Source organism: Streptomyces sp. NBC_00986, assembly GCF_045162565.1.
Classification (GTDB): Bacteria; Actinomycetota; Actinomycetes; order Streptomycetales; family Streptomycetaceae; genus Streptomyces.
In genome coordinates, this window is the sequence record NZ_CP108733.1 from 3933930 (window position 1) to 3957630 (window position 23701).

The 23701-nt window shown below is 70.2% G+C and carries 23 protein-coding genes and 5 tRNA genes; 8 read left to right on the forward strand and 20 right to left on the reverse strand.

Going from position 1 to position 23701, the window contains the following annotated elements; genetic code table 11:
- Positions 1 to 146 precede the first annotated feature (146 nt).
- Entirely contained in the window at positions 147 to 1973 is a 1827-nt protein-coding gene (locus OG504_RS16815; RefSeq protein WP_405990569.1) for an HSP90 family protein, read from the forward strand.
- Positions 1973 to 4915: a tetratricopeptide repeat protein gene (locus OG504_RS16820; RefSeq protein ID WP_405990570.1), complete on the forward strand. Its 2943-nt coding sequence runs from the start codon at positions 1973 to 1975 to the stop codon at positions 4913 to 4915. The genes OG504_RS16815 and OG504_RS16820 overlap by 1 nt, the downstream gene beginning before the upstream one ends.
- A 25-nt stretch (positions 4916 to 4940) precedes the next feature.
- Here the strand turns inward: OG504_RS16820 and OG504_RS16825 are convergent, their stop codons facing one another.
- The gene (locus OG504_RS16825) at positions 4941 to 6638 is read right to left on the reverse strand and encodes a DAK2 domain-containing protein (protein ID WP_405996352.1); all 1698 of its coding nucleotides are present in this window, start codon (positions 6636 to 6638) and stop codon (positions 4941 to 4943) included.
- Between the two features lie 259 nt (positions 6639 to 6897).
- Here OG504_RS16825 and rpmB point away from each other — a divergent pair, with 259 nt between their 5' ends.
- Positions 6898 to 7083: a 50S ribosomal protein L28 gene (gene rpmB, locus OG504_RS16830; protein ID WP_033282681.1), complete on the forward strand. Its 186-nt coding sequence runs from the start codon at positions 6898 to 6900 to the stop codon at positions 7081 to 7083.
- Between the two features lie 83 nt (positions 7084 to 7166).
- On the opposite strand, the gene thiD is transcribed toward rpmB, so the two are convergent.
- A complete protein-coding gene (gene thiD / locus OG504_RS16835; RefSeq protein WP_405990571.1) occupies positions 7167 to 7961 on the reverse strand; it encodes a bifunctional hydroxymethylpyrimidine kinase/phosphomethylpyrimidine kinase in 795 nt (264 codons plus the stop codon).
- Positions 7958 to 8923, reverse strand: coding sequence for a thiamine-phosphate kinase (locus OG504_RS16840; protein WP_405990572.1), 966 nt, complete (start codon positions 8921 to 8923; stop codon positions 7958 to 7960). The genes thiD and OG504_RS16840 overlap by 4 nt, the downstream gene beginning before the upstream one ends.
- A gap of 212 nt (positions 8924 to 9135) precedes the next feature.
- On the opposite strand from OG504_RS16840, the gene OG504_RS16845 reads away from it, so the two are divergent.
- Positions 9136 to 9369, forward strand: a complete 234-nt coding sequence (locus tag OG504_RS16845; protein ID WP_003997603.1) for an Lrp/AsnC family transcriptional regulator — start codon at positions 9136 to 9138, stop codon at positions 9367 to 9369.
- Between the two features lie 20 nt (positions 9370 to 9389).
- The gene (locus OG504_RS16850) at positions 9390 to 9881 is read left to right on the forward strand and encodes a DUF3515 domain-containing protein (protein ID WP_033282683.1); all 492 of its coding nucleotides are present in this window, start codon (positions 9390 to 9392) and stop codon (positions 9879 to 9881) included.
- A gap of 20 nt (positions 9882 to 9901) precedes the next feature.
- On the opposite strand, the gene OG504_RS16855 is transcribed toward OG504_RS16850, so the two are convergent.
- The 3 genes from OG504_RS16855 to OG504_RS16865 all read right to left on the reverse strand — a co-directional run bounded on the left by OG504_RS16855 (position 9902) and on the right by OG504_RS16865 (position 13075).
- Positions 9902 to 11059, reverse strand: coding sequence for a D-alanine--D-alanine ligase family protein (locus tag OG504_RS16855; protein ID WP_405990573.1), 1158 nt, complete (start codon positions 11057 to 11059; stop codon positions 9902 to 9904).
- Positions 11060 to 11258: 199 nt separating this feature from the next.
- Positions 11259 to 12269, reverse strand: a complete 1011-nt coding sequence (locus OG504_RS16860; RefSeq protein ID WP_033282685.1) for an NAD(P)H-dependent glycerol-3-phosphate dehydrogenase — start codon at positions 12267 to 12269, stop codon at positions 11259 to 11261.
- On the reverse strand, positions 12266 to 13075 hold the full coding sequence (locus tag OG504_RS16865; RefSeq protein ID WP_405990574.1) for a lysophospholipid acyltransferase family protein: 810 nt from the start codon (positions 13073 to 13075) through the stop codon (positions 12266 to 12268). The genes OG504_RS16860 and OG504_RS16865 overlap by 4 nt, the downstream gene beginning before the upstream one ends.
- Before the next feature lie 144 nt (positions 13076 to 13219).
- On the opposite strand from OG504_RS16865, the gene cofC reads away from it, so the two are divergent.
- Both cofC and OG504_RS16875 read left to right on the forward strand, forming a co-directional pair.
- Positions 13220 to 13858, forward strand: coding sequence for a 2-phospho-L-lactate guanylyltransferase (gene cofC / locus OG504_RS16870; protein ID WP_405990575.1), 639 nt, complete (start codon positions 13220 to 13222; stop codon positions 13856 to 13858).
- Between the two features lie 19 nt (positions 13859 to 13877).
- Positions 13878 to 14081, forward strand: a complete 204-nt coding sequence (locus OG504_RS16875; RefSeq protein WP_328678684.1) for a hypothetical protein — start codon at positions 13878 to 13880, stop codon at positions 14079 to 14081.
- 105 nt (positions 14082 to 14186) lie between these two features.
- Here OG504_RS16875 and OG504_RS16880 read toward each other — a convergent pair whose 3' ends face one another.
- The 4 genes from OG504_RS16880 to leuC all read right to left on the reverse strand — a co-directional run bounded on the left by OG504_RS16880 (position 14187) and on the right by leuC (position 17478).
- Entirely contained in the window at positions 14187 to 14810 is a 624-nt protein-coding gene (locus OG504_RS16880) for an HU family DNA-binding protein (protein ID WP_318019046.1), read from the reverse strand.
- Positions 14811 to 14948: 138 nt separating this feature from the next.
- Complete coding sequence (locus OG504_RS16885; RefSeq protein WP_033282690.1) at positions 14949 to 15179, reverse strand: hypothetical protein; 231 nt, start codon at positions 15177 to 15179, stop codon at positions 14949 to 14951.
- A gap of 275 nt (positions 15180 to 15454) precedes the next feature.
- Complete coding sequence (gene leuD / locus OG504_RS16890; protein WP_405974203.1) at positions 15455 to 16048, reverse strand: 3-isopropylmalate dehydratase small subunit; 594 nt, start codon at positions 16046 to 16048, stop codon at positions 15455 to 15457.
- Between the two features lie 5 nt (positions 16049 to 16053).
- Positions 16054 to 17478, reverse strand: coding sequence for a 3-isopropylmalate dehydratase large subunit (leuC, locus tag OG504_RS16895; protein ID WP_033282692.1), 1425 nt, complete (start codon positions 17476 to 17478; stop codon positions 16054 to 16056).
- A 190-nt stretch (positions 17479 to 17668) separates the two neighbouring features.
- Here leuC and ndgR point away from each other — a divergent pair, with 190 nt between their 5' ends.
- Positions 17669 to 18385, forward strand: a complete 717-nt coding sequence (gene ndgR / locus OG504_RS16900; protein ID WP_019068721.1) for an IclR family transcriptional regulator NdgR — start codon at positions 17669 to 17671, stop codon at positions 18383 to 18385.
- A gap of 156 nt (positions 18386 to 18541) precedes the next feature.
- Here ndgR and OG504_RS16905 read toward each other — a convergent pair.
- The 10 genes from OG504_RS16905 to OG504_RS16950 form a co-directional block, all read right to left on the reverse strand.
- Positions 18542 to 18614, reverse strand: a tRNA-Glu gene (locus OG504_RS16905).
- Between the two features lie 28 nt (positions 18615 to 18642).
- Positions 18643 to 18714: transfer RNA gene (locus OG504_RS16910), tRNA-Gln, on the reverse strand.
- 20 nt (positions 18715 to 18734) lie between these two features.
- Positions 18735 to 18807: transfer RNA gene (locus tag OG504_RS16915), tRNA-Glu, on the reverse strand.
- A gap of 61 nt (positions 18808 to 18868) precedes the next feature.
- Positions 18869 to 18941: transfer RNA gene (locus tag OG504_RS16920), tRNA-Glu, on the reverse strand.
- Positions 18942 to 18983: 42 nt separating this feature from the next.
- Positions 18984 to 19055 (reverse strand) — tRNA-Gln (locus tag OG504_RS16925).
- Positions 19056 to 19146: 91 nt separating this feature from the next.
- Entirely contained in the window at positions 19147 to 19878 is a 732-nt protein-coding gene (locus tag OG504_RS16930; protein ID WP_405990576.1) for an HAD family hydrolase, read from the reverse strand.
- Between the two features lie 50 nt (positions 19879 to 19928).
- On the reverse strand, positions 19929 to 20588 hold the full coding sequence (locus OG504_RS16935) for a DUF4241 domain-containing protein (RefSeq protein ID WP_405990577.1): 660 nt from the start codon (positions 20586 to 20588) through the stop codon (positions 19929 to 19931).
- A gap of 114 nt (positions 20589 to 20702) precedes the next feature.
- Positions 20703 to 22187, reverse strand: a complete 1485-nt coding sequence (gene gltX, locus OG504_RS16940; RefSeq protein WP_405990578.1) for a glutamate--tRNA ligase — start codon at positions 22185 to 22187, stop codon at positions 20703 to 20705.
- Entirely contained in the window at positions 22171 to 22947 is a 777-nt protein-coding gene (locus OG504_RS16945; RefSeq protein WP_405990579.1) for a fumarylacetoacetate hydrolase family protein, read from the reverse strand. Before OG504_RS16945 ends, gltX begins: the two co-directional genes overlap by 17 nt.
- A 79-nt stretch (positions 22948 to 23026) precedes the next feature.
- Positions 23027 to 23212: a hypothetical protein gene (locus OG504_RS16950; RefSeq protein ID WP_019058645.1), complete on the reverse strand. Its 186-nt coding sequence runs from the start codon at positions 23210 to 23212 to the stop codon at positions 23027 to 23029.
- Between the last annotated feature and the right edge of the window lie 489 nt (positions 23213 to 23701).

The following is a 23701-nucleotide window of genomic DNA, read 5'->3' on the forward strand; positions in this document are numbered from 1 at the left end:
GCCGTATACGTCTTGCGAAACTCCTGGTCAGGTGGGTCGTTCGAGGCCTAGGATGGCGCGCTCCGGCCATCCCCCGCGGTCACCGCCTCACAGGGACCGCCCGACCCTCGCGCCGATCGCACTTCCCCCACCTCGGCGCTGCGACGATGGACTCCCAGACCTCACAGTCATCCCAGGCATCCCAGTCACCTCACACGTTCCAGGTCGACCTGCGCGGTCTGGTGGACCTGCTCTCCCATCACCTCTACTCCAGCCCCAAGGTCTATCTGCGCGAGCTGCTGCAGAACGCCGTGGACGCGATCACCGCCCGCCGGGCCGAGCAGCCCGACTCCCCTGCCCTGGTGCGGCTGTTCGCCGACGGGGGCACCCTGCGCGTCGAGGACTCCGGCGTCGGGCTCACCGAGGCGGACGTGCACAACCTCCTTGCGACCATCGGCCGTAGCTCCAAGCGCGCCGACGGGCTCCAGGAGGCCCGTTCCGACTTCCTCGGGCAGTTCGGCATCGGGCTGCTGGCCTGTTTCGTGGTCGCCGAGCGGATCCGGGTCGTCAGCCGCAGTGCCCGTACGCCGGACGCGCCGCCCGTGGAGTGGACGGCGACCGACGACGGCTCGTACACCGTGCGGACCCTGCCCGACAGCGAACGCCCCGAACCGGGCACCACCGTGCACCTGGTGGCGCGCGCCGGGGCCGGCGAGTGGCTCACCAAGGAGCGGGTCCTCGCGCTGGCGCGGGACTTCGGGGCGCTGCTGCCGTACGACGTGCGCGTGGACGGCGAGGCGGTCACCGACCTGCCCGCGCCCTGGGACCGGTCGTACCCCAGTCCCAGCACCCGCAGGGTGGCGCTGGCCCGGCACTGTCACGAGCTGTTCGGGTTCACGCCGTTGGACTCGATCGACCTCTCCGTGCCGCTCGCGGGGATCCGAGGGGTCGCCTACGTCCTTCCCGGTGCGGTGAGTCCGGCGCAGCGGGCGAGTCACCGGGTGCATCTCAAGGGCATGCTGCTGACCGAGCGGGCCGAACAGCTGCTGCCCGACTGGGCGTTCTTCGTGCGCTGTGTGCTGGACACGGACAGCCTGCGGCCCACGGCCTCGCGCGAGTCGCTGTACGAGGACGAGACGCTGGCCGCCGTACGGGAGGCGCTCGGGGAGCGGATCCGGGGCTGGCTGACCGGGCTCGCGGCGGGTGATCCGGAGCGTCTTGCCGCGTTCCTGTCGGTGCACCACCTGGGGGTGAAGTCCCTGGCGCGGCACGACAAGGAGATGCTGCGCACGATGCTGCCGTGGCTCCCGTTCGAGACGACCGACGGACGGGTGTCCCTGGAGGAGTTCGCGCAGCGCCACCCGGTGGTGCACTTCACGCGGACCGTCGAGGAGTACCGGCAGGTCGCGCCGATCGCGTCCGCGCAGGGCATCGGGGTGATCAACGGCGGTTACACCTACGACGGCGAGCTGGTCGAGGCGCTGCCGTCGGTGCGCCCGGGGACGGTGGTCGCCGAGCTGGACTCGGACACCGTGACCGCGCACCTGGACTCGGTGGACCCGGCCGAGGAGCTGGCCCTGGCGGACTTCCTGGCCGCCGCGCGGGCCAAGCTGGACCCCCTGGGGTGCGATGTGGTCCTACGGGCGTTCCATCCGCTGTCGGTGCCCGCGCTGCACCTGGACGACCGCTCCGCCCGGCACGAGCAGGCCCGCGCGGAGGCCGAGGAGCAGGCCGACGACCTGTGGGCGGGCATCCTGGGCTCGCTGCGGGGCAGCGCTCCACGCGCGCGTCTCGTGCTCAACCACCTCAACCCGCTGATCCGGCGGATCAGTTCGCTGGGGGACCGGGACCTGATCGGGACGGCCACGGAGTCGCTCTACGGGCAGGCACTCCTGATGGCGCAGCGACCACTGCGCCCCGCCGATTCGGCACTGCTGAACCGGGCGTTCATCGGCCTCCTGGAGTGGGCCACACACGGGGAGGGCGACCACTGATGACAGGGATCACGGACTTCAACGCGCTGCGCCGGGCGATGGCGGAGAACTCCGAGGAGCCGGAGGGACCGGCCCGCAACGCGCGCGCGGAGCAACTGCTGGTCGAGGCCGAGAAGTTGGACATCCCCCTCGCGGTGATCGAGGCGCTCGGACACCAGCTGAAGGTCTACAACTACAGCTCCGAGAAGGACAAGATGTTCGTCCCCTTCGCGCGCCTGCTGCGCATGTGGGACGAGCGGCCCGAGGACTTCGACGAGTACGAGGTCCACTCGCTGCACTGGGTCTTCAAGTGGATGTCGTCCGGGATGCTCGGCCAGCCGCACATCCCGCTCGCCTCGATCGAGAAGTGGCTCGGCGAGATGGAGCACCGCTACCGGCTGGCCGGACACTCCGAACGGGCGGTGCGCAGCGCCGAGTTCAGCGTCGCCTCGCACATCGGCGACCTGGCGCGGGCCGAGCGGGCGTACGCCGCGTGGCTGGCTGCCGACCGGGACACCATGGCCGACTGCCACGCGTGCGAACTGCACACCCAGGGTGAGTGGCAGGTGCACCAGGAGCGGTACGCCGAGGCGCTCGACCTGTGGGAGCCGGTCCTGGAGGGCGAGTTCACCTGCGCCCACGAGCCGCACACCGTCCTCGCGTCCTCCCTGGCCCCGCTGCTGCGCCTGGGACGGGCCGACGAGGCGCGCGCCCATCACCTGCGCGGTTTCCGTCTCGTACGGCCCATGGAGAGCATGCGGGGCGCCTACGCGGACCATGTGGAGTTCTGCGCGCTGAGCGGCAACGAGGCACGGGGACTTGAGCTGCTCGCGGAGCGTCCGGCGTACTTCACGGACTCCGGGAACCCGCGCAGCGGGCTGGACTTCCTGTCCGTGGTGACCCTGCTGATGGACCGCCTGACCGAGCTGGGCCTCGGCGACCAGCAGGTGCCCGGGCCGACCGGTCGTATCTGGACGGCACGCGAACTCGCAGCCCACGCACGCGTGGAGACCCTCTCCCTGGCCGCGCGCTTCGATGGACGCAACGGCACGACCCACGTCGGCGACCGGGCACGCGCGCGCATGGACCAGCGGCCCCTGGTGGAACGGCTCCCCCTGGGAGTGCGTTCGGCGGCCCGGCCGGTCGCGGCACCGGTACCGACCGCGGCACCCGAGGTCATCCAGGAGAAGGACCTCACCGCGCTCCTCACGGAGGCGCGACGACTGTCGGACACCCTCCAACCGCACGCCGTTGAGGCCTGGTTGGCCGTCTCGCAGGCCGCCGAGGGCGCCGAGCTGTCCGCCCGCGACCGAGCCGAGATCGCCGACCACCGGGCGATGGACCAGGGCCCCGAGGGCATCGCCCTCTTCGACCGCGCGGCCGAGCTGTTCGCCGAGGCGGGCGACCCCGGGGAGGCGTGGGCGGCACGCGCGCGTGGAGCGTACGTACGCGCTCTCACCGGCGAGATGGACGAAGCACTCGCGGCGATCGCCGAGCCGTACGACGGGGTGCTCGCCCTGTACTCCGAGGACGGCACGGGCGTACGGCAGACGGCGGCCGTGCTGATGAGCCGGGCACGCATCCTGATGCGCAGGGTCCACGGGGACTCCCCCGACCACACCCCCGACAGCGGGGACCTGGCCGCCGCCGAGGCCGCCGTACGGGAAGTGCTGGCCCTCGTCGAGGGGCAGCCCCTTCCGGGTGACGCGGCCGATGTACGGCTGGCCGCGCGGGGGGCCGAGGGGCAGGCGATGCTGGCCGAACTCGCGGTGCGGGCCGGGGACTTGGAGACGGCCGTCCGGCTGTTCTCGAAGACGTCGACGGCGTTCGTGGCCGCGGGGCTGCCGTGGTTCGCGGTGGAGTACGAGGCCCGGCTGGCCGGGCTCGCCCATCAGCTCGGCGACGTCACGGAGGCCGAGCGGGCGCTGCGGGCGGCCCTGGAGCACGGCGGGCCGTATCTGGAGGCCCCTGGACGGGCTCAGCTGCATCTCCAGCTCGCCGAGGTGCTCGGGGGTCGGGGGCGGTCCGAGGAGGCCGCTGAGCACGCCCTGGAGGCCGCCCACTGGTCCGACGAGGCCGGCGAGGGCCCGACGCTGGGCGCCTGGGCGCGGCACCAGCTCGGCGGCTTCCTGCTGCGCCAGGGCCGCTGGGCCGAGGCCGCCGAGGTGCTGGAGTCGGCGCTGCCCGACCTGACTGTCGAGACGCACGGCGACGGCGCGATCGTCCAGACGCAGTGGTGGCTCGGCGACTGTCTCAGCGAGCTGGGCGAGCACAGGGCCGCTGCCGAACGGCGGTTGCAGGCGGCCGAGATCGCCCGGACCTGGCCCGAGCAGAACGACCACGCGACCCTCGCCCACCTCGCCGCCGAGTCGCTGGGCCACGCGGAACTGCCCGCCGAGGCGGACCAGGCGTACGAGCGCGCGGGCGACCTGTGGCGCTCCCTGGGCAACGTGCACGGGCTGGTCCGCTCGCTGCGCGCCCGCGCGTGGCTGGCGTTGCGCGCGGATCGGGGCCTGGACCGCGCGCGGGAGTTGATGGCGGGCGCGATCGAGGAGTGCGAGGCCGCGCTGCTCGTGACCGACGACCAGGAGGCGCGGCAGCGGCTCACCGGTGAACTCGGCCACACGCACCGGCAGTTCGGCGAGCTGCTGGCCCGTTCCGTCGCCGAGGAGGCCGAGGACACCGCGATCCAGGCCGCGTTCGAGGACGCCCTGACGCAGACCGCGGAGTCGGTCACCGTGTTCGCCGCCCTCGGGGAGGGCGCGGTGCACACCCGCACCGGCGCCGAACTCGCCGCGGGCTGGCTGGAGGCCGACCTCAGCCGCCCCGCCGACGCGGCGGCACGCGCGCGTGGCGTGCTGAAGGCCTACGAGGGTGCCGACGACGGCGACGAGACGGTACAGGCCCGTCGCGCCGAGGCGGAGCAACTGCTCCAGCTGATGGAGGAACAGACGGAGAAGTAGGGGGAGTTGGGGTGGGGCTGGGGCCCTACTCCACGCCGATGAGCAGCAGGGCGCCCTGCCGGCCGCCCCGGTACACCACCGTGTCGACGGCGAGGTACGACTCCCGGACGTGGATCTCCAGGATGTCGGCGACGCTCACGGGCGCTTCGTCGCCGAGGACGAGAGTGACCAGTTCGCCGCCGGCCGCGAGCATCCGGTCCAGGACGGCCCGGGCGGTGGCCGTGACATCGGCGCCGATCACCGCCACATCGCCGTCGACGAGCCCCAGGACGTCCCCGGCCTGGCAGATGCCGGCCATGGTCCAGGACTGGCGTTCGGCGACGGCGACCTCGGCGTAGCGGGTCGCGCCCGCCGCCGAGGTCATCGAGACGACGTCCTCGTCGAAGCGCCGTTCCGGCTCGTGCACGGCGAGCGCCGCGATGCCCTGGACCGCGGAGCGCGTCGGGATCAGCGCGACCCGGATGCCCTCGGCCCGGGCCTGCTCGGCGGCAGCGGCGGCGGTGTGCCGCAGCTCCGCGTCATTGGGCAGCAGCACGACCTCACGCGCGTGTGCCCGCCGTACGGCCGCGACCAGCTCCCCGCTGGCGGGCGGCTCCCCGGGGCGCGCGAGCACGGTGGTCGCGCCGGCCTCGCCGTAGAGGCCCGCGAGCCCCTCCCCCGGCACCACGGCGACGACGGCCCGCTGGGCGCGCTCCCTGGGCGGCCGTTCGGCACCGGTGGTGTGGACGTCACCGAGCCCGAAGTGCGTGATCCGGATCCGGTACGGCCGCCCCGCCTCGACGCCCGCTTCGACGGCGGCGCCCGCGTCGTCCACGTGCACGTGCACGTTCCACAGACCGTCGCCGCCGACCACGACGAGCGAGTCACCGAGGGCATCCAGCCGCTGCCGCAGCCGCGTCACGGCGGAGTCGTCGGCTTCAAGGAGGTAGATCACCTCGAAGGCGGGGCCACCCTCCTGAACAGCTTCCGGACCGTCCTCGCACAGGGTGACGTCGGCGACATCAGGAGCGCCGGACGCCAAAACGACCTCCACGCGTGCGTGCGCCTCCAAAACCGTGAAGACCGGCACCTCCCCCGTGAACGTCTCCACCAGCGCGGCCAGCACCGCCACCAGCCCCCGCCCGCCCGCGTCGACGACTCCCGCGCGCTCCAGGACGGCCAGCTGCCCCGGGGTCGCGGCCAGTGCCGCGCACGCTCCCTCGTAGGCGGCCCGTGCCACGGTCCCGCAGTCGCCGTCGGTGTCGCCCGCCGCGTCCGCCGCCGCCGAGGCGACCGAGAGGACCGTGCCCTCGACCGGGTGGGCGACCGCATGCCGGGCGGAGTCGGCCGCACGGCGCAGAGCGAGCCGTAGCCCCTCTCCGTCCGTGTGAGCCGTCTCACCGTCGGCGGCGAGGACCTGGGCCATGCCCCGGAGGAGCTGCGCGAGGATCGTCCCGGAGTTGCCGCGGGCCCCTATGAGCGCCCCGTGGGCCATCGCGCGGGCGGCGTCGGCCAGCGGCGGTTTCCGCTCGGTCAGGGTGCCGTGTCCGTCGAACACCGCCTCGACCGCGGCGACGGCGGACTCCATGGTCAGGTACAGGTTGGTGCCGGTGTCCCCGTCGGCCACCGGGTACACGTTGATCGCGTCGATCTCCTCGCGCGCACGCCCCAGCGACCGCAGCGCGAGACCGCACCAGGTGCGCACCGCGAGAGCATCGAAGAATGTCTGCGGCACCTGCGGCACCTGCGCCTCCTTGAGCTGCTGGACTGGCACGCAGCGTAGACCCCGGAGCGGCCCGGGCCCGAGGAGGGCCGGAGCGGGCCCCCGACCAGGCATGGTAGTTTCGTTGTACTGGCGCGGTCGTTGTATGCTGCTCCGGTTGCCCGATCCCGATCGGGCCATCCCCCCTGGCAGTGCCACTTCCAGATCCTACGATCTCGATCCCGGCATGCCGGGATCATCCGTAAGTGCATCTGTGCATCTGAAGTCTTTGGAGTGACCCGTGGCTGCCAACTGCGACGTCTGCGGCAAGGGGCCGGGCTTCGGCAACAACATCTCGCACTCGCACCGCCGTACACCGCGTCGCTGGAACCCGAACATCCAGCGCGTCCGTACGGTGGTCAGTGGGACGCCGAAGCGCGTGAACGCTTGCACCTCGTGCATCAAGGCCGGCAAGGTCTCGCGCTGACGCACTGCTGAGCGCGCGGCCACTGCTGGTTCGCTGCATCGAGCCGGTCCACCTCGTGTGGGCCGGCTTTTTGCCGTGCCCTCTCAGAAAGCCTCGCGCCGCAACGCCCACCCATGATCCACGGGTCCGATGCCTCCACCGAGCGCGAACCCCGCCGCGATCGCCCCCGTGACATACGCCTTCGCCGCCGTCACCGCCTCTGGGACCGACTCCCCCTTGGCGAGCTGTGACGCGATCGCCGAAGCGAGCGTGCAGCCGGTCCCGTGGGTGTGCCGGTTGTCGTGCCGGGACGCGCGCAGCCAGTGCTCCTCGGCGCCGTCGGTGAGCAGATCCACGGCGTCACCCGGCAGATGACCACCCTTGATCAACACCCAACGCGGCCCGTACGACAGCACGGCCGCCGCGGCCTCCCGCAACTGCCCCTCCGACTCGACCCGTACACCGGTGAGTTGCGCCACTTCGTCCAGATTCGGCGTGGCCACGGTCGCGACCGGCAGCAGCTTCGTCCGTACGGCGTCCAGCGCGGAGTCCGCCAGCAGCGAGTCCCCGTGCTTCGAGATGCCGACCGGGTCGACGACCGTAGGAACGTCCGTGCCACCGATCAACCCCGCGACCGTCTCGACGAGTTCGGCCGAGGCGAGCATCCCGGTCTTCACGGCCTGGACGCCGATGTCGTCGACCACACTGCGGTACTGGGCGCGCACCGCCTCCGCCGGAAGCTCCCAAGCGCCTTGCACACCGAGGGAGTTCTGCGCGGTGACCGCCGTGACGACGCTCATGCCGTGCACGCCGAGCGCGAGCATCGTCTTCAAGTCGGCCTGGATTCCCGCCCCTCCACCGGAGTCGGAGCCCGCGACCGTCAGGACACGAGGCTTCACGACTCGATGTCCCCGAAGTGGTCCCAGCCGCCCTTGCTGGTCCAGGGCGCCCCGTCGACCGTCACCTGGGGCAGCGCGGACGGGTTCAAGACCTCACCGATCACCTTCCAGCGGGCCGGCAGCTTCACGTCCGGCGCGAAGGTCGCCACGATCGCGTGGTCCTCTCCCCCGGTGAGCACCCACTGGATGGGGTCGACGCCGACGGCCTGACCGATGTCGTTCATCTGCGTCGGGACGTCGATCGCGCCCGACCGGATGTCGATCCGGACCTTGCTGGCCTCCGCGATGTGCCCGAGGTCGGCGATCAGCCCGTCGCTGACGTCGCACATCGAGGTCGCCCCGAGCGCGGCCGCCGCCGGACCCGCGTGGTACGGCGGCTCGGGGCGCCGGTGCGCCTCCACGAACGCGCGCGGCGAGCGGAAGCCCCGCGACAGCACCGCGAACCCTGCCGCGGACCAGCCCAGCCACCCCGTCACGGCGACCACGTCACCGGGCTGCGCGCCGCCCCGGGTGACCGGCTCGCGGCCCCGCAGATCGCCGAGCGCGGTGATCGACACCATGATCGTGTCGCCCCGTACGACATCGCCACCGACCACCGAGGCGCCCGCGACCTGGCACTCGTCGCGCAGGCCGTCCATCAGCTCCATGGGCCAGGTGACCGGGAGTTCGGCCGGTACGACCAGGCCGAGGAGCAGCGCGGTCGGAACGGCGCCCATGGCGGCGATGTCCGCGAGGTTCTGCGCGGCGGCCTTGCGTCCGACGTCGTAGGCGGTGGACCAGTCGCGGCGGAAGTGGCGGCCCTCCAGCAGGATGTCGGTGCTCGCCACGACCCTGCGGTCGGGCGCGGCCACGACCGCGGCGTCGTCGCCGGGGCCGACCCGGACCGCGGGGGTGGTGGTGAGCCGGGAAGTGAGCTCCCTGATGAGCCCGAACTCCCCCAACTCACCGACGGTGCCCTTCATCGTTCGTCCTCTTCTCGTGACGGCAGCGCCCGGTCGCGAGCCGTCGGTGTGCTCGGTACGGTCGAGGTGACCGTCGACTTCAGTCGTGCCCGCGCCCCGGTACGGGGACCAGGTCGTGTCGGGCCTCCGCGGGTCTCCCCGCGGCGAGCGGCGACGCGATACCGTGGCGTTCCTTTTCCCCACATGATCCTCGTGGCCGCCCTGGAGGTTCCGTGGTACAGGCGTACATCCTGATCCAGACGGAGGTCGGCAAGGCGTCGACCGTCGCCGAAACGATCAGCAAGATCCCTGGAGTGATCCAGGCCGAGGACGTGACAGGACCGTACGACGTGATCGTGCGGGCCCAGGCCGACACGGTCGACGACCTCGGCCGCATGGTGGTCGCCAAAGTCCAGCAAGTGGACGGCATCACCCGCACCCTGACCTGCCCGGTGGTGCATCTGTAGCCCCCGTCTACCCTTGGCCGGTGAACTCTCTCCGTCACCGGCACCGTTCTGTCATCGGGCTGTCCGTGCTCGCCGCGCTGATCACCGTCGCGGGCTGCTCCTCAGCAGACGACAGCGCGTCGGCGGCGGTTCCCTCGCCGGGCGCGAAGGTCACCGGGCTGTGCCGGAACCTGGACAAGATGCTGCCGTCGAAGGTCGACGACCAGGGCCGCCGGGATCCCGAGCCCGCGTCCGCACTGACCGCGGGCTGGGGGAACCCGGCGATCATACTGCGCTGCGGTGTCGTCAGACCCGCCAAGATGAACGACCCGGAGGCCGACGGCGTCGAGGTGAACGGCGTGGGCTGGCTCCTCCAGAAGGAGGACGACGGCTCCTTCCGCTTCACCACGACGTTGCGGAAGGCCTATGTCGAGGTGACCATCCCGAAGGACCGCACCGGCGACGGCATGGCGCCCCTGGTCGACCTCGCGAAGTCCGTCAAGAAGGCGATCCCCGCAGGGATCGCCGACTAGTTCAGCAGAGTCCGACCGACTCAGCGCAGTCCGGTCGACCGGCGCAGCGCCGCCTGCACCAGCAGGTCGACCAACTCCCCGTAGGGGACGCCGCTGGCCTGCCACATCTGCGGGTACATCGAGATCGGCGTGAAGCCGGGCATCGTGTTGATCTCGTTGATGACGAACTCGCCGTCTTCGGTAAGGAAGAAGTCGGCCCGCACGAGCCCCTCGCAGGAGGCCGCGTCGAAGGCGTCCACCGCGAGCCGCTGGACCTCTGCGGTCTCCTCCGGCGTCAGCGGGGCGGGCACGATACCGGGGGTCGAGTCGATGTACTTCGCCTCGAAGTCGTAGTACGCGTGCTCCTGGGGCGGCGGAATCTCGGCCGGCACGCTCGCGCGCGGCCCGTCCTCGAACTCCAGGACCCCGCACTCGATCTCGCGGCCGCGCAGCGCGGCCTCCACGAGGATCTTCGGGTCGTGCCGCTGCGCCTCCTCGATCGCCTCGTCGAGCCCGGCCAGATCGTCGACCTTGGTGATGCCGATCGACGACCCCGCGCGCGCGGGCTTCACGAACAGCGGCCAGCCGTGCTCACCCGCGAAGTCGATGATCTTCTTGCGCGCGGCGGACTGGTCCCGCTGCCACTCGCGCGGCCGGATCACCACGTAGGGGCCGACCTTGAGGCCGAACGAGGTGAACACCCGCTTCATGTACTCCTTGTCCTGGCCCACGGCCGAGGCGAGCACACCCGCGCCCACGTACGGCACACCGGACAGCTCCAGGAGTCCCTGCAGGGTGCCGTCCTCGCCGTAGGGGCCGTGCAGGACGGGGAAGACGACGTCGACCTCGCCGAGGGCCTTGGGCACGGATCCCGGTTCGCTGACGACGACTTCACGGTTCCCGGGGTCGAGCGGGAGCACCACGCCGCCCTCGCTCGACTCGGCGAGTTCGTCGACGTCCGGGGTACGGCGGTCGGTGATCGCCATCCGCTCCGGGGCGTCGGCGGTCAGAGCCCAGCGGCCTTCGCGGGTGATGCCGATCGGCAGGACGTCGTACTTGTCCCGGTCGATGGCCGCGAGGACGGCGCCGGCGGTGACCACGGAGATCCCGTGTTCGGAGCTGCGACCGCCGAACACGACGGCCACACGCGGCTTGCGAGGCGGCTGCTCAGGGTTCTGGGAGAGGTTCTCGGTGCTCATATCGCGATGAGAGTACCCGGTGGTAGTGGTTTGAGTCAGCGTCCGTTGACGAGCGGCGGTTCGATCAGCGCCCCCAGCCGGCGCCCCCGAAGGGGCGTGGGGCTGTATCTATATGCGGCTACCGCCGCGTGAGCGCGACAAGCCACAACGGAGCCGCAGCCGCCCAACGACCGCATGCGGCACCCCTGAGGCGGAGCCCTCAGCGACGCTCCGGCTTAGCACTGCGCGACATCAGCTCCTTGACGGCGACCACCGGCGACTTCCCCTCGTGCACGATCTCGAACACCGTCTCCGTGATGGGCATGTCGACATCATGCCGACGGGCCAAGTCCAGCACGGACTCACAGGACTTGACGCCCTCCGCGGTCTGCTTGGTGACCGCGATGGTCTCCTGAAGGGTCATGCCCTTGCCGAGGTTCGTCCCGAAGGTGTGGTTGCGCGACAACGGCGACGAGCAGGTCGCCACCAGGTCGCCCAGGCCCGCGAGCCCGGAGAACGTCAGCGGGTCCGCCCCCATCGCGAGCCCGAGCCGCGTCGTCTCGACGAGACCCCGGGTGATGAGCGAACCCTTCGCGTTGTCCCCGAGCCCCATCCCGTCCGCGATGCCGACGGCGAGCCCGATCACGTTCTTCACCGCGCCGCCGAGCTCGCAGCCCACGACGTCGGTGATGGTGTACGGCCTGAAGTACGGCGTGTGGCAAGCGGTTTGGAGCCGCCGGGCGACGGCCTCGTCGGTGCAGGCGACCACCGCGGCGGCCGGCATCCGGGAGGCGATCTCCCGCGCGAGGTTGGGCCCGGAGACCACGGCGATCCGGTCCCGGCCGACCTTGGCGACGTCCTCGATGACCTCACTCATCCGCATGACGGAGCCGAGCTCGACGCCCTTCATGAGCGAGACGAGGACCGTGTCGGGCGCCAACAGGGGTGCCCAGTCGGCCAAGTTGGCGCGCAGCGTCTGCGAAGGGACCGACAGGACGGTGAAGTCGGCGTCGGCGGCGGCCTCGGCGGCGTCGGTGGTGGCCCGCAGGTTCTCCGGAAGTTCCACGCCGGGGAAGTAATCGGGGTTCGTACGCGTGGAGTTGATGGCCTCCACGACCTCCGCGCGACGACCCCACAGCGTGACCTCGCACCCCGCGTCGGCGAGCACCATGCCGAAAGCCGTGCCCCACGAACCGGCGCTGAAGACAGCCGCCTTGACCGGCTTGCTCACGTGCCCTGCCCCTCTTCCTGCTCGACCTTCGGCTCGAGTGCCGCCTGGGCCTGAGCCTCCAACTCCTGTGTCTCCGCGGCCGTCCGGCGCCGCTGCTCGATCCGCTCGCGGCGCGGATCGTAGGGCACCTCGGGCGCGTTCGCGCCGCGGATCCGCTCCAACAGGCGGGTGATGTCGGCCATGATGACCTCGGTCGCCTCCTTGAGGAGGTCCGGGCTCATCTCCTTGCCGTAGAACCGCGTGAGGTCCACCGGCGGGCCCGCGAGCACATGGCTGGTCTTGCGCGGAAAGACGTGCAACTTCTTGGCGTACGGCGGGAGCAACTCGTTGGCGCCCCACTGCGCTACGGGAATAACCGGGCACTGGGTCTGCAGGGCCACCCGCGCGGCACCGGTCTTGGCGGCCATGGGCCATTGGTCGGGGTCCCGGGTGATGGTGCCCTCGGGATAGAACGCGACGCACTCACCGCGCTCCACGGCGTCGATCGCGGCGCGGAAGGCACTCAACGCGTCCGTGGTCTCGCGGTAGACGGGGATCTGTCCGGTGCCGCGCATCGCGGCGCCGACGAATCCCTTCCCGAAAAGGCTGCTCTTCGCCAGGAATCGCGGAACACGTCCGGTGTTGTACTGAAAGTGTCCGTATGCGAAGGGGTCCACTTGTGAATTGTGGTTCACCGCGGTGATAAACCCGCCCTCGGCCGGAATGTGTTCCATTCCGCCCCAGTCCCGCTTGATCAGAACCACCAGCGGCGGTTTGCAGAGGACCGCTGCGAAGCGGTACCAGAACCCGATTCTGCGGCGGGGCACGCGAACACCTTCCTCTTGGACCTGGGGGGCCGCACAAGTGTCGCCCCAGGCCGTCGGTCTGTCGAGAACACCGTACGCCCCGCCACCGACACCGCCAGGGGTGCCGGGTGACAATGGCCGCGACAAGAGAGGGGCGGAACGCCCGTGCAGTGGACCTTGGTCATCCCCCTGAAGCCTCTGGCGCGCGCCAAGAGCAGGCTCTCGGACACCGCGGGCGACGGGCTGCGCCCCGGCCTCGCCCTCGCCTTCGCCCAGGACACCGTGGCGGCCGCGCTGGCCTGCCCGGCGGTGCGCGATGTGGCGGTCGTCACGGACGACGCCCTGGCCGGCCGCGAACTGGCCGCGCTGGGCGCCCGTATCGTCGCGGACGAGCCGGGAGGCGGCCTGAACGCCGCTCTGCGGCACGCGGCGGCGGTCGTGCGGGTTTCCCGCCCCGAAAGCGCCGTCGCGGCCCTGAACGCCGATCTGCCGGCTCTGCGCCCCGCGGAATTGGCCCGGGTCCTGGACGCGGCCGCCGAATTCCCGCGCGCTTTTCTCCCGGACGCGGCCGCAATCGGCACCACCTTGCTCACCGCCCGGGAGGGCCACGAATTGCGCCCGGCTTTCGGCACGGATTCCCGCGCCCGCCATCGCGCCTCGGGGGCGAGGGAACTCACCCTGGACGCCGTGGATTCCGTACGACAGGACGTGGACACCGGCGAGGACCTGCGGGAGGCACTGGCCCTCGGGGTGGGGCCGCGCACGGCGGCAGCGGCGGCGGGGCTGCTGATTCCGGGGCAGTGACCGGCAGTAGGCTGCGCCCATGCAGGCGACCGCTTACACCTACGACGCCGGGACCCGTACCGGAAGTGTGCTCCTCGACGACGGCACCCCGGTGTCCTTCGACGCCGCCGCGTTCGACGCGGGCGGGCTGCGGCTGCTGCGGCCGGGACAGCGGGTGCGGATCGAGACCGAGGGGCCCCAGGACGGCCTCAGGGTCACGCTGGTGACGCTGCAGACCTTCTGAACGCCCTTTCCGTACGCGCCCCTTTCCGTACGCCCCCGAACACGCCGCGGGCCGGACTCCCAGAGGGAGTCCGGCCCGGCGCGTGAGTGCCCTTGCGCCCCGTGACTAGCGGGTGGTGGCCTTCTTGGCGGTGGTCTTGCGCGTCGCCGACTTCTTGGCGGGGGCCTTCTTGGCCGTCGCCTTCTTGGCGGTGCCGGTGGCCTTCTTGGCCGCCGTCTTCTTGGCCGTCGCCGTGGTCTTCTTGGCGGTCGCCTTCTTCGCCGTGGCCTTCTTGGCCGTGGCCGTGGTCTTCTTGGCGACCGTCTTCTTCGCCACGGTCTTCTTCGCGGCGGCCGTCGCCCTCTTGGCGGTGGTCTTCTTGGCCGCGGCCTTCTTGACCGTCGCCGAAGCGGTGCCGCTCAGGCTGCCCTTGGGCGCCTTCTTGACGGCGACCTCGCCGCCGCGCGGGAGCTTCTTCGAGCCGCTCACCAGGTCCTTGAAACCCTGGCCCGCGCGGAAGCGCGGCACGGAGGTCTTCTTGACCCGAACCCGCTCGCCCGTCTGGGGGTTGCGGGCGTAACGGGCCGGACGGTCGACCTTCTCGAACGAACCGAAGCCGGTGACCGAAACACGGTCCCCATTGACGACGGCACGGACGACTGCGTCCAGAACCGCGTCGACCGCCTCGGCGGCCTGCTGACGGCCACCGACCTTGTCCGCAATCGCTTCTACGAGCTGCGCCTTGTTCACGTCTTCCCCTTCGGAGACATTGCCGGAACGAAACTGCTCCGGCTTTTTCGCACGTTAGGCAGATATATACCGCAAATCAAACACGAAACGGGCTAATCACCCGTGCGCCGCAACGATTTCGGCTGTCCTGGACTTGTTTCAGCGTTCCTCTTCCGGGAATCGACCCGCGTCGAGGTCCTCTGTGAACCGGTCCAGCCGCCTTGTCGCGTCGGCGAGATCGTGCTTGGCCGCGGCCGTAATGACCAGCAGCTTCCGGGCCAGCGCCATCCGTACGCCCTCCGGGACTTGCAGTGCGCGCACCCTTGTGTGCGCTTCCTTGAGTTGGTCCGCGACTGCCGCATAGAGCTTGAGTTGGCCGTCGTGTTCCATGCACAGATTGTGCCATCTGGGGCGAGTTGTCGCCTGCGGGGGTAGCAACTGGTGCCTCAAACAGCGTTCCGGAGCCCGGCGGCAGCCTTGGCTCAAAGCTGCGCCTACCCCGTCAACACCCTGTCTAACACAGGGAGTTGAGCAAAGCGTTGCAGGCGCGCAGGGCCGTTCGGGTGCAGACATGGCTGTACCCCCAATCGTGGTGATCGGGGGTACAGACGGGGTGTCGCGTGGCCGAATCTCGACTCGGAGAAGGCCTCGTGAGGTCCTTCGGGTCAGACCTGGACCGTCCTCGGCTTGTACGAGGGGCGCTTGGCCTCGTACGCGGAGATGTCGCCCTCGTTCTGGAGGGTGATGGAGATGTCGTCCAGGCCGTTCAGCAGCCGCCAGCGGGCGTTCTCGTCGAGTTCGAAGGCGGCGGTGATGCCTTCGGCGCGCACCTCGCGGGCCTCCAGATCGACCGTGACCTCGGCCTGCGGGTCCTTGTCGGTGAGGTCCTGCAGCGCGTCCACGATCTTCTGCTCCAGAACCACCGTGAGCAGGCCGTTCTTGAGCGAGTTGCCGCGGAAGATGTCGGCGAACCGGGAGGAGATGACGGCCTTGAAGCCGTAGTTCTGCAGCGCCCACACGGCGTGCTCACGGGAGGAGCCGGTACCGAAGTCGGGGCCGGCCACCAGGACCGTCGCGCCCTTGCGCTCGGGGCGGTTGAGGATGAAGTTCTCGTCCTTGCGCCAGGCCTCGAAGAGCCCGTCCTCGAAGCCGTCCCTGGTCACCTTCTTGAGCCAGTGGGCGGGGATGATCTGGTCGGTGTCCACGTTGCTGCGGCGCAGCGGAACGGCCCGGCCGGTGTGCGTGGTGAATGCTTCCATGACTCTCAGACTCCAGCGGGCACAGGGGCGTCGGACAGGTCGGCGGGCGAGGCCAGGTGACCCAGCACGGCGGTCGCGGCGGCGACCTGCGGCGAGACGAGGTGCGTACGGCCGCCCTTGCCCTGCCTGCCCTCGAAGTTGCGGTTGGAGGTGGACGCGGAGCGCTCACCGGGCGCCAACTGGTCCGGGTTCATGCCCAGACACATCGAGCAGCCCGCGTGCCGCCATTCGGCGCCGGCCTCCTTGAACACGACGTCCAGGCCCTCGGAGACGGCCTGCAGACCGACCCGCGCGGAGCCCGGGACGACCAGCATCCGTACGCCGTCGGCGACTTTGCGTCCCTCGACGATCGCGGCGGCCGCACGCAGGTCCTCGATACGGCCGTTGGTGCACGAACCTACGAAGACGGTGTCGACCTTGATGTCGCGCAGCGGCTGGCCGGCCTCCAACCCCATGTATTCCAGGGCCTTTTCGGCGGCGAAGCGCTCCGAAGCGTCTTCGTACGAAGCAGGGTCGGGGACGGAAGCCGAAAGCGGCGCGCCCTGACCGGGGTTGGTGCCCCAGGTGACGAACGGCGCCAGCGAGGGACCGTCGATGACGACCTCGGCGTCGAATTCCGCGTCCGCGTCGGTCTTCAGGGTCTTCCAGTACGCGACGGCGGCGTCCCAGTCCTCGCCCTCGGGGGCGTGGGCGCGGCCCTTGATGTACTCGAAGGTGGTCTCGTCGGGGGCGATCATGCCCGCGCGGGCGCCGGCCTCGATCGACATGTTGCAGATGGTCATGCGGGCTTCCATCGAGAGCTTCTCGATGGCGGAGCCGCGGTATTCGAGGATGTAGCCCTGGCCGCCGCCGGTGCCGATCTTCGCGATGATGGCGAGGATCAGGTCCTTGGCGGTGACGCCGTCGGGCAGTTCGCCGTCGACCGTGATGGCCATGGTTTTCGGGCGGGCCAGCGGCAGCGTCTGGGTGGCCAGCACGTGCTCCACCTGGGAGGTGCCGATGCCGAACGCCAGCGCGCCGAAGGCGCCGTGCGTGGAGGTGTGGGAGTCACCGCACACGACCGTGGTACCGGGCTGGGTCAGCCCCAGCTGCGGTCCTACGACGTGGACGACGCCCTGCTCGACGTCGCCCAGGGAGTGCAGGCGCACGCCGAAGTCCGCGCAGTTCTTGCGCAGCGTCTCCAGCTGGGCCCGGGAGACCGGGTCCGCGATGGGCTTGTCGATGTCGAGGGTCGGGGTGTTGTGATCCTCGGTGGCGATGGTGAGGTCGAGGCGCCGCACCGGACGGCCCGCCTGACGGAGACCGTCGAAGGCCTGCGGGCTGGTCACCTCGTGCAGCAGGTGCAGATCGATGAAGAGGAGGTCGGGCTCGCCCTCGGCGCGCCGGACGACATGGTCGTCCCAGACCTTCTCCGCGAGTGTCCTACCCATCGCTTTCCCTCCGGCCGGCAAGACAGCACCGGCCCAACTAGAGATCTTTGAGGAGACGGCGCTCGCACCCCTGGTTCACGGGCAGCCGCCGCCTGGCCCGTTGGTCCGCGGGCCGCTGTGCCTACAAGAGTTGCGCGTCTCACGAAAAAAGGAACTTGCGTTTCACAGAGTGAGACGCGAGTATCGTTTCATGGACAACAGTAGCGGCGTCGGCGTCCTGGACAAGGCAGCCCTTGTCCTGGGCGCTCTGGAGTCCGGTCCGGCCACCCTCGCGGGTCTGGTCGCGGCGACCGGGCTGGCACGACCCACGGCACACCGGCTGGCCGTGGCTTTGGAACACCACCGCATGGTGGCGCGCGACATGCAGGGCCGGTTCATTCTCGGCCCCCGTCTCGCCGAGCTGGCCGCGGCCGCCGGCGAGGACCGTCTGCTCGCCACGGCGGGCCCGGTGCTCACACACCTGCGGGACATCACGGGCGAGAGCGCGCAGCTCTACCGCCGCCAGGGCGACATGCGCATCTGCGTCGCCGCGGCGGAACGCCTGTCCGGACTTCGGGACACCGTCCCGGTCGGCTCGACGCTCACGATGAAAGCCGGTTCGTCCGCGCAGATCCTGATGGCCTGGGAGGAGCCGGAGCGCCTGCACCGCGGCCTCCAGGGCGCCCGCTTCACGGCCACGGCCCTCTCGGGCGTACGGCGCCGGGGCTGGGCCCAGTCGATCGGCGAGCGCGAGCCGGGCGTCGCGTCCGTCTCAGCGCCCGTGCGCGGCCCCTCGAACCGCGTGGTGGCCGCCGTGTCCGTCTCCGGCCCCATCGAGCGCCTGACGCGTCACCCGGGCCGTATGCACGCCCAGGCGGTCATCGACGCCGCCGCCCGCCTCTCCGAGGCCCTGCGCCGCACCGGCTGATCCGCCGGGAACATCTCAAGGAGGGCCTGCCTCAACGCCGCGGCAGGCCCTTCGTCATGTCCGGTCCCCCAACTCCGGGTGAACCACGCCGAGTTGACGCACCGGGGCGGACAACGCGAAAGCCCCTCCACCGAAGTGGAGGGGCTCTGCTGTACGTACCCCCGACCGGATTCGAACCGGCGCTACTGCCGTGAGAGGGCAGCGTGCTAGGCCGCTACACAACGGGGGCCTAGATCATGCGTTTCCGCAGATCAGAGCTGGTCTACCAGGACTCGAACCTAGAATGACGGTACCAGAAACCGTAGTGTTGCCAATTACACCATAGACCAAGGTGATTCAAGGTAAAGCGTACCCCCGACCGGATTCGAACCGGCGCTACTGCCGTGAGAGGGCAGCGTGCTAGGCCGCTACACAACGGGGGCCCTAGCGATCCTGCATGAGAGGTGGCGGGTGCGACCCGACCACCTTCCTGGGAAGGATCTGTACCCCCGACCGGATTCGAACCGGCGCTACTGCCGTGAGAGGGCAGCGTGCTAGGCCGCTACACAACGGGGGCTTTGCAGAGTTGACCTCTGCGGTTGCAGATGAGCTCTGCGAGCTGGCCTACCAGGACTCGAACCTAGACTAACGGAACCAGAAACCGTCGTGCTGCCAATTACACCATAGGCCACTAAGACGCAATCCCTGTCGGGATCTTGTTCTAGCGTTCGCCCCCAGGTGGCTGACCTTTCGGTCTGCTCTCCGGCGGCGCAGGAAGAACATTACCTGAAGGTGGACGGGGCTCCAAAACGGGTATCAGCGCCGAGGATCGCGGGGAGTTCGGCGAGCGAGGCGATCCGGTGCCGCCCCACGAGGGCCTCACCAGGGGTGTGCCCGCCGCGTCGGTCGATCCACACGGACAGCAGTCCGGCGTCCGCGGCACCCCGCCAGTCGATCTCGGGGTGATCTCCGACATACGCCACCTCCTGCGGCGGCAGTTCCAGCGCCTCGCAGGCCGCGAGGAAGGCGCCGGCCTCGGGTTTGGAGACGCCCAGTTCGGCCGCGCACAGGACGGCCTCGAAGCGGTCGTGGACACCGAGGGTGCGCAGTTTGCGGTCCTGGACGGTGAGGCTGGAGTTGGAGAGGACGGCGTGCCGGTGGGTGGCCGCGAGGGCGTCCAGGACGGGCAGGACGTCCGGGAAGAGGGTCCAGGCGGTCTCGTAGTGGGCCTTGTAGCGCTGGAACCAGTCCTCGGCCTCGGCGTCGGTCAACTCCCGGTCCAAGAACTGCCGGACGCAGTCCAGCCGCTGTCCCTCGAAGGAGACCTCACCGGCCGAGAAGCGCGCCCAGTGGAACTCGGTGGCCAGCCTCCAGCGCTCGAGGGCCTCCGCCAGGCTCGCGTCCCCGTCGGCCAGTCCCTCGGCCAGCAGGTACTCGCGCATGGCCGCGCGGTCCGCACCCGTGTAGTCGAACAAGGTGTCGTCGACGTCCCAGACAACGGCCCGAATGGTCATGATCCGACGGTAACCCGGGGCCCGGGGGCGCGTCTGCCCCCCACCTGCTGTCACAGGGGGGCGACGAAGAAGTCCGTGACGAAGCAGGTGACTTCACCGGCCGCCGTACGGCCGATGAAGGTCGGATACGCGCCGTCGCCCCAGCCGGAGGTGAAGGCGGCCAGGTTGTGCCCGGTGTCGGGGGCGGTGATCAGGTGGGGTCCCGGGGCCCACTTGTTCTGCTCGAAGGCGTCCCACAGCGGGCCCTCGTCGCCCTCGCAGTCCGGGAAGGAGCCGTCGACCGACGCGTCGTAGAACGCGCCCGTGCCGGCGTCGACCCCGTAGCCGTAGAACTCGTCCTCCGTGAGTTCGGCGAGGTCCTGGCCGGGCTGGAGGGCGAGTTCCCAGGCGGCGGTTGGCTCGTCCCGTATGACCAGGCGGGCGGCGGCCACGCGCAAGTGCGGGTCGTCGGAGGGGAGTTGGTCGGGCTGGGTGAGGGTGGCGACGGCCGCTTCGACGCGGTAGTGGCCGGGGTTCACGGCGACCGTGAAGGGTTCGGCCTCGCCCTGGCCGAGGCCGACGAACGGGTCGCAGGCGATCACCTGGCCGGTGGGGAGCCAGAGTTGGCCGCCGTCGACGAGGTGGATCACGCCGACCGTGCCGGTCTCGGCCTCCCTGAACTCGCTGCCGGGCGTGAACAGCCAGGTGTAGTCACGAGCGGTCATCGGCATGAAAGGCGCCTCTCCTGAACGATCTTCAATGATCCGGAACCCTAACGCCCCGCACTGACAACGCCGAAGGGACGGCAGGCCGTTGCGGCTGCCGCCCCTTCACGCGTGCGTGCCCTACGCGGCCAGCTTGGCGAGGGCCGCGTCGATCCGGGCGAGGGTCTTCTCCTTGCCGAGGATCTCCAGGGACTCGAAGAGCGGCAGGCCGATCGTGCGGCCGGTGACGGCGACACGGACCGGGGCCTGCGCCTTGCCGAGCTTGAGGCCGTGGATCTCGCCGGCGGCCAGGACGGCCTCCTTGAGGGACTCGGGCGAGGTCCAGTCCGCGGACTCCAGCTTCTCGCGGGCCGTGCGGAGAAGGGCGTCGGAGCCCTCCTTCATGGCCTTCGCCCAGGACGCCTCGTCCTCGACCGGCTCCGCGAGGAACAGGAAGTCGACGTTGTCCGTGATCTCCGAGAGCACCTTGAGGCGGGTCTGCGCGTGCGGCGCGACGGCCTGCCACTTGGCCTCGTCGAAGTCCTCCGGCGCCCAGGGGGCGAACGGGGCCCGCAGCCAGGGGGCGCAGCGCTCGGTGAAGTCCTTCACGTCGAGCAGGCGGATGTGGTCGGCGTTGATCGCCTCGCACTTCTTGAGGTCGAAGCGCGCCGGGTTGGGGTTCACGTCGGAGATCTCGAAGGCCGCGACCATCTCGTCCATCGAGAAGACGTCCCGGTCGCCGGAGAGCGACCAGCCCAGCAGGGAAAGGTAGTTGAGCAGTCCCTCGGGCAGGAAACCGCGCTCCCTGTAGAGGTTGAGCGAGGACTCCGGGTCGCGCTTGGAGAGCTTCTTGTTGCCCTCGCCCATCACGTACGGCAGGTGCCCGAAGGAGGGGATCTGTTTGGCGATGCCCAGGTCGATCAGCGCCTTGTAGAGGGCGATCTGGCGCGGGGTGGAGGAGAGCAGGTCCTCGCCGCGCAGGACGTGGGTGATCTCCATCAGGGCGTCGTCGACCGGGTTGACCAGCGTGTACAGCGGGGCGCCGTTGGCCCGGACGATGCCGTAGTCCGGCACGTTCTCCGCGGTGAACGTCAGCTCGCCGCGGACCAGGTCCGTGAAGGTGATCGTCTCGTCGGGCATCCGGAACCGGACGATCGGCGTGCGGCCCTCGGCCTTGTACACCTCGACCTGCTCGGCGCTGAGGTCGCGGCAGTGGCCGTCGTAGCCGGACGGCTTGCCGGCGGCGCGGGCGGCGTCGCGGCGGGCGTCCAGCTCCGCCGTGGAGCAGTAGCAGTGGTAGGCGCGGCCGGCGTCCTGGAGCTTCTGCGCGACGTCCTTGTAGATGTCCATCCGCTGCGACTGGCGGTACGGCGCGTGCGGGCCGCCGACCTCGGGGCCCTCGTCCCAGTCGAAGCCCAGCCAGCGCAGCGAGTCGAGCAGCTGGTTGTACGACTCCTCGGAGTCACGGGCCGCGTCGGTGTCCTCGATGCGGAAGACCAGGGTGCCCTGGTGGTGCTTGGCGAACGCCCAGTTGAACAGGGCGGTGCGGACCAGGCCCACGTGCGGGTTACCGGTCGGCGAGGGGCAGAAACGGACGCGTACAGGTGCGCTAGCCACGCTTGACAACCTTGTTGGTGAGAGTGCCGATGCCTTCGATGGAGACGGCGACCTCGTCGCCGACGGTGAGCGGTCCGACGCCTGCCGGGGTGCCCGTGAGGATCACGTCGCCGGGGAGCAGCGTCATGGCCTCGGTGATGTTGACGATCAGATCCTCGATCGAGTGGATCATCTCGCTGGTGCGGCCGAGCTGGCGCTGCTGTCCGTTGACCGTGAGCTGGATGGTGAGGTCGCTCGGGTCGAGGTCCGTCTCCACCCAGGGGCCGAGCGGGCAGGAGGTGTCGAAGCCCTTGGCCCGGGCCCACTGCTTCTCGCGCTTCTGGACGTCCCGCGCGGTGATGTCGTTGGCGCAGGTGTAGCCGAGGATGACGTCCTTGACGCGCTCGCGCGGGACCTCGCGGCACATCCGGCCGATGACGACGGCCAGTTCGGCCTCGTGGTGGAGGTCCTCGGTGAAGGAGGGGTACTGGATGTCGTCGCCGGGGCCGATCACCGAGGTGGACGGCTTGAAGAAGGCGAAGGGCACGTCCGGCACGTCGTTGCCCAGTTCACGGGCGTGCTCGGCGTAGTTGCGGCCGTAGGCGACGACCTTGTTCGGGAGGACCGGCGGCAGCAGCCTGACCTTGCTGAGCGGGACCTTCGTACCGGAGAGCTCGAAGTCCGCGAACGGGATGCCCCTGATGATGTCGAGGACGAGCTCGTCCGGCTTGTCGCCCTCGACCGCGCCGAAGGCGACGTTCCCGTCGATGGAGAATCTGGCGATGCGCACGGGATCCTGGCGCCCCTCACTGAGCTGGCTGGAGTCTGACGCTCCAGGCTAACGCGGTGCGGGAGCCCTGCTCGCGCGATTACTCCGCGGCGGCGGTGACCGGGATCTCCATGAGGATGGTGCGGCGCGGGTTGGCCGTCTGGGCCGGCAGGTCGAGGGAGTGTTCCTGCAGCTCCGGCGTCTGCAGCGGCTCGGCGTCCGTGAGGTGTGCCAGCGTCGTGCGGCGCGGGTTGGCGATGTTGCGGAACATCATCGTGGTCTTCATCGTTGTGCTTGACCCTCGTCGTCCGTGGGTGGGCGGTTGGCAGTATGTGCCCTCATGTAAAGCGTCAGGCTAAACATCCAATTCCCGGCCGAAGACGCGAAGGACCCCTGATCTGCGTGTGAGTTTGCTCACGGCCGCATGGGCAAAGCGTCCAATTCGGACCCTCAACTCACCTCAACGAAACGGACATTGCCCCCTTGAAGCTGCCATTCCGCTCCTGATCATGGCGACTTGGGCACATGGCATGCCCCCAGGGGCCGTGGGGATATGCCCCCTTTGGAGTGAATAGCTTTCTACGTCTCGTGACGCACCCCTCACGCGGTGTCACACAGGTCACAGCCTGGCCTATGGGCCTTGTTGGAGATCCGGCACTGTGCTGGAATTCCACGGACCGCCGCAGAATCAGCCCGGCGCTCAGAGGGCGCAACACAGCGCCAGGGGCGGCGGAAGGGGGAGCAGCGCCGGTCACTCACGACCACACACTGGGGG

What these genes read in the sequence shown, in the direction of transcription:
- OG504_RS16875 (WP_328678684.1), top strand. Translation starts at nt 13,878, where the DNA reads ATGCAGGCGACCGCTTACACCTACGACGCCGGGACCCGTACCGGAAGT.
- OG504_RS16855 (WP_405990573.1), bottom strand. Translation starts at nt 11,059, where the DNA reads ATGAGCACCGAGAACCTCTCCCAGAACCCTGAGCAGCCGCCTCGCAAG.
- leuD (WP_405974203.1), bottom strand. Translation starts at nt 16,048, where the DNA reads ATGGAAGCATTCACCACGCACACCGGCCGGGCCGTTCCGCTGCGCCGC.
- OG504_RS16820 (WP_405990570.1), top strand. Translation starts at nt 1,973, where the DNA reads ATGACAGGGATCACGGACTTCAACGCGCTGCGCCGGGCGATGGCGGAG.
- OG504_RS16885 (WP_033282690.1), bottom strand. Translation starts at nt 15,179, where the DNA reads ATGGAACACGACGGCCAACTCAAGCTCTATGCGGCAGTCGCGGACCAA.
- ndgR (WP_019068721.1), top strand. Translation starts at nt 17,669, where the DNA reads ATGGACAACAGTAGCGGCGTCGGCGTCCTGGACAAGGCAGCCCTTGTC.
- OG504_RS16930 (WP_405990576.1), bottom strand. Translation starts at nt 19,878, where the DNA reads ATGACCATTCGGGCCGTTGTCTGGGACGTCGACGACACCTTGTTCGAC.
- OG504_RS16950 (WP_019058645.1), bottom strand. Translation starts at nt 23,212, where the DNA reads ATGAAGACCACGATGATGTTCCGCAACATCGCCAACCCGCGCCGCACG.
- OG504_RS16840 (WP_405990572.1), bottom strand. Translation starts at nt 8,923, where the DNA reads ATGAAGGGCACCGTCGGTGAGTTGGGGGAGTTCGGGCTCATCAGGGAG.
- OG504_RS16935 (WP_405990577.1), bottom strand. Translation starts at nt 20,588, where the DNA reads ATGCCGATGACCGCTCGTGACTACACCTGGCTGTTCACGCCCGGCAGC.
- OG504_RS16815 (WP_405990569.1), top strand. Translation starts at nt 147, where the DNA reads ATGGACTCCCAGACCTCACAGTCATCCCAGGCATCCCAGTCACCTCAC.
- leuC (WP_033282692.1), bottom strand. Translation starts at nt 17,478, where the DNA reads ATGGGTAGGACACTCGCGGAGAAGGTCTGGGACGACCATGTCGTCCGG.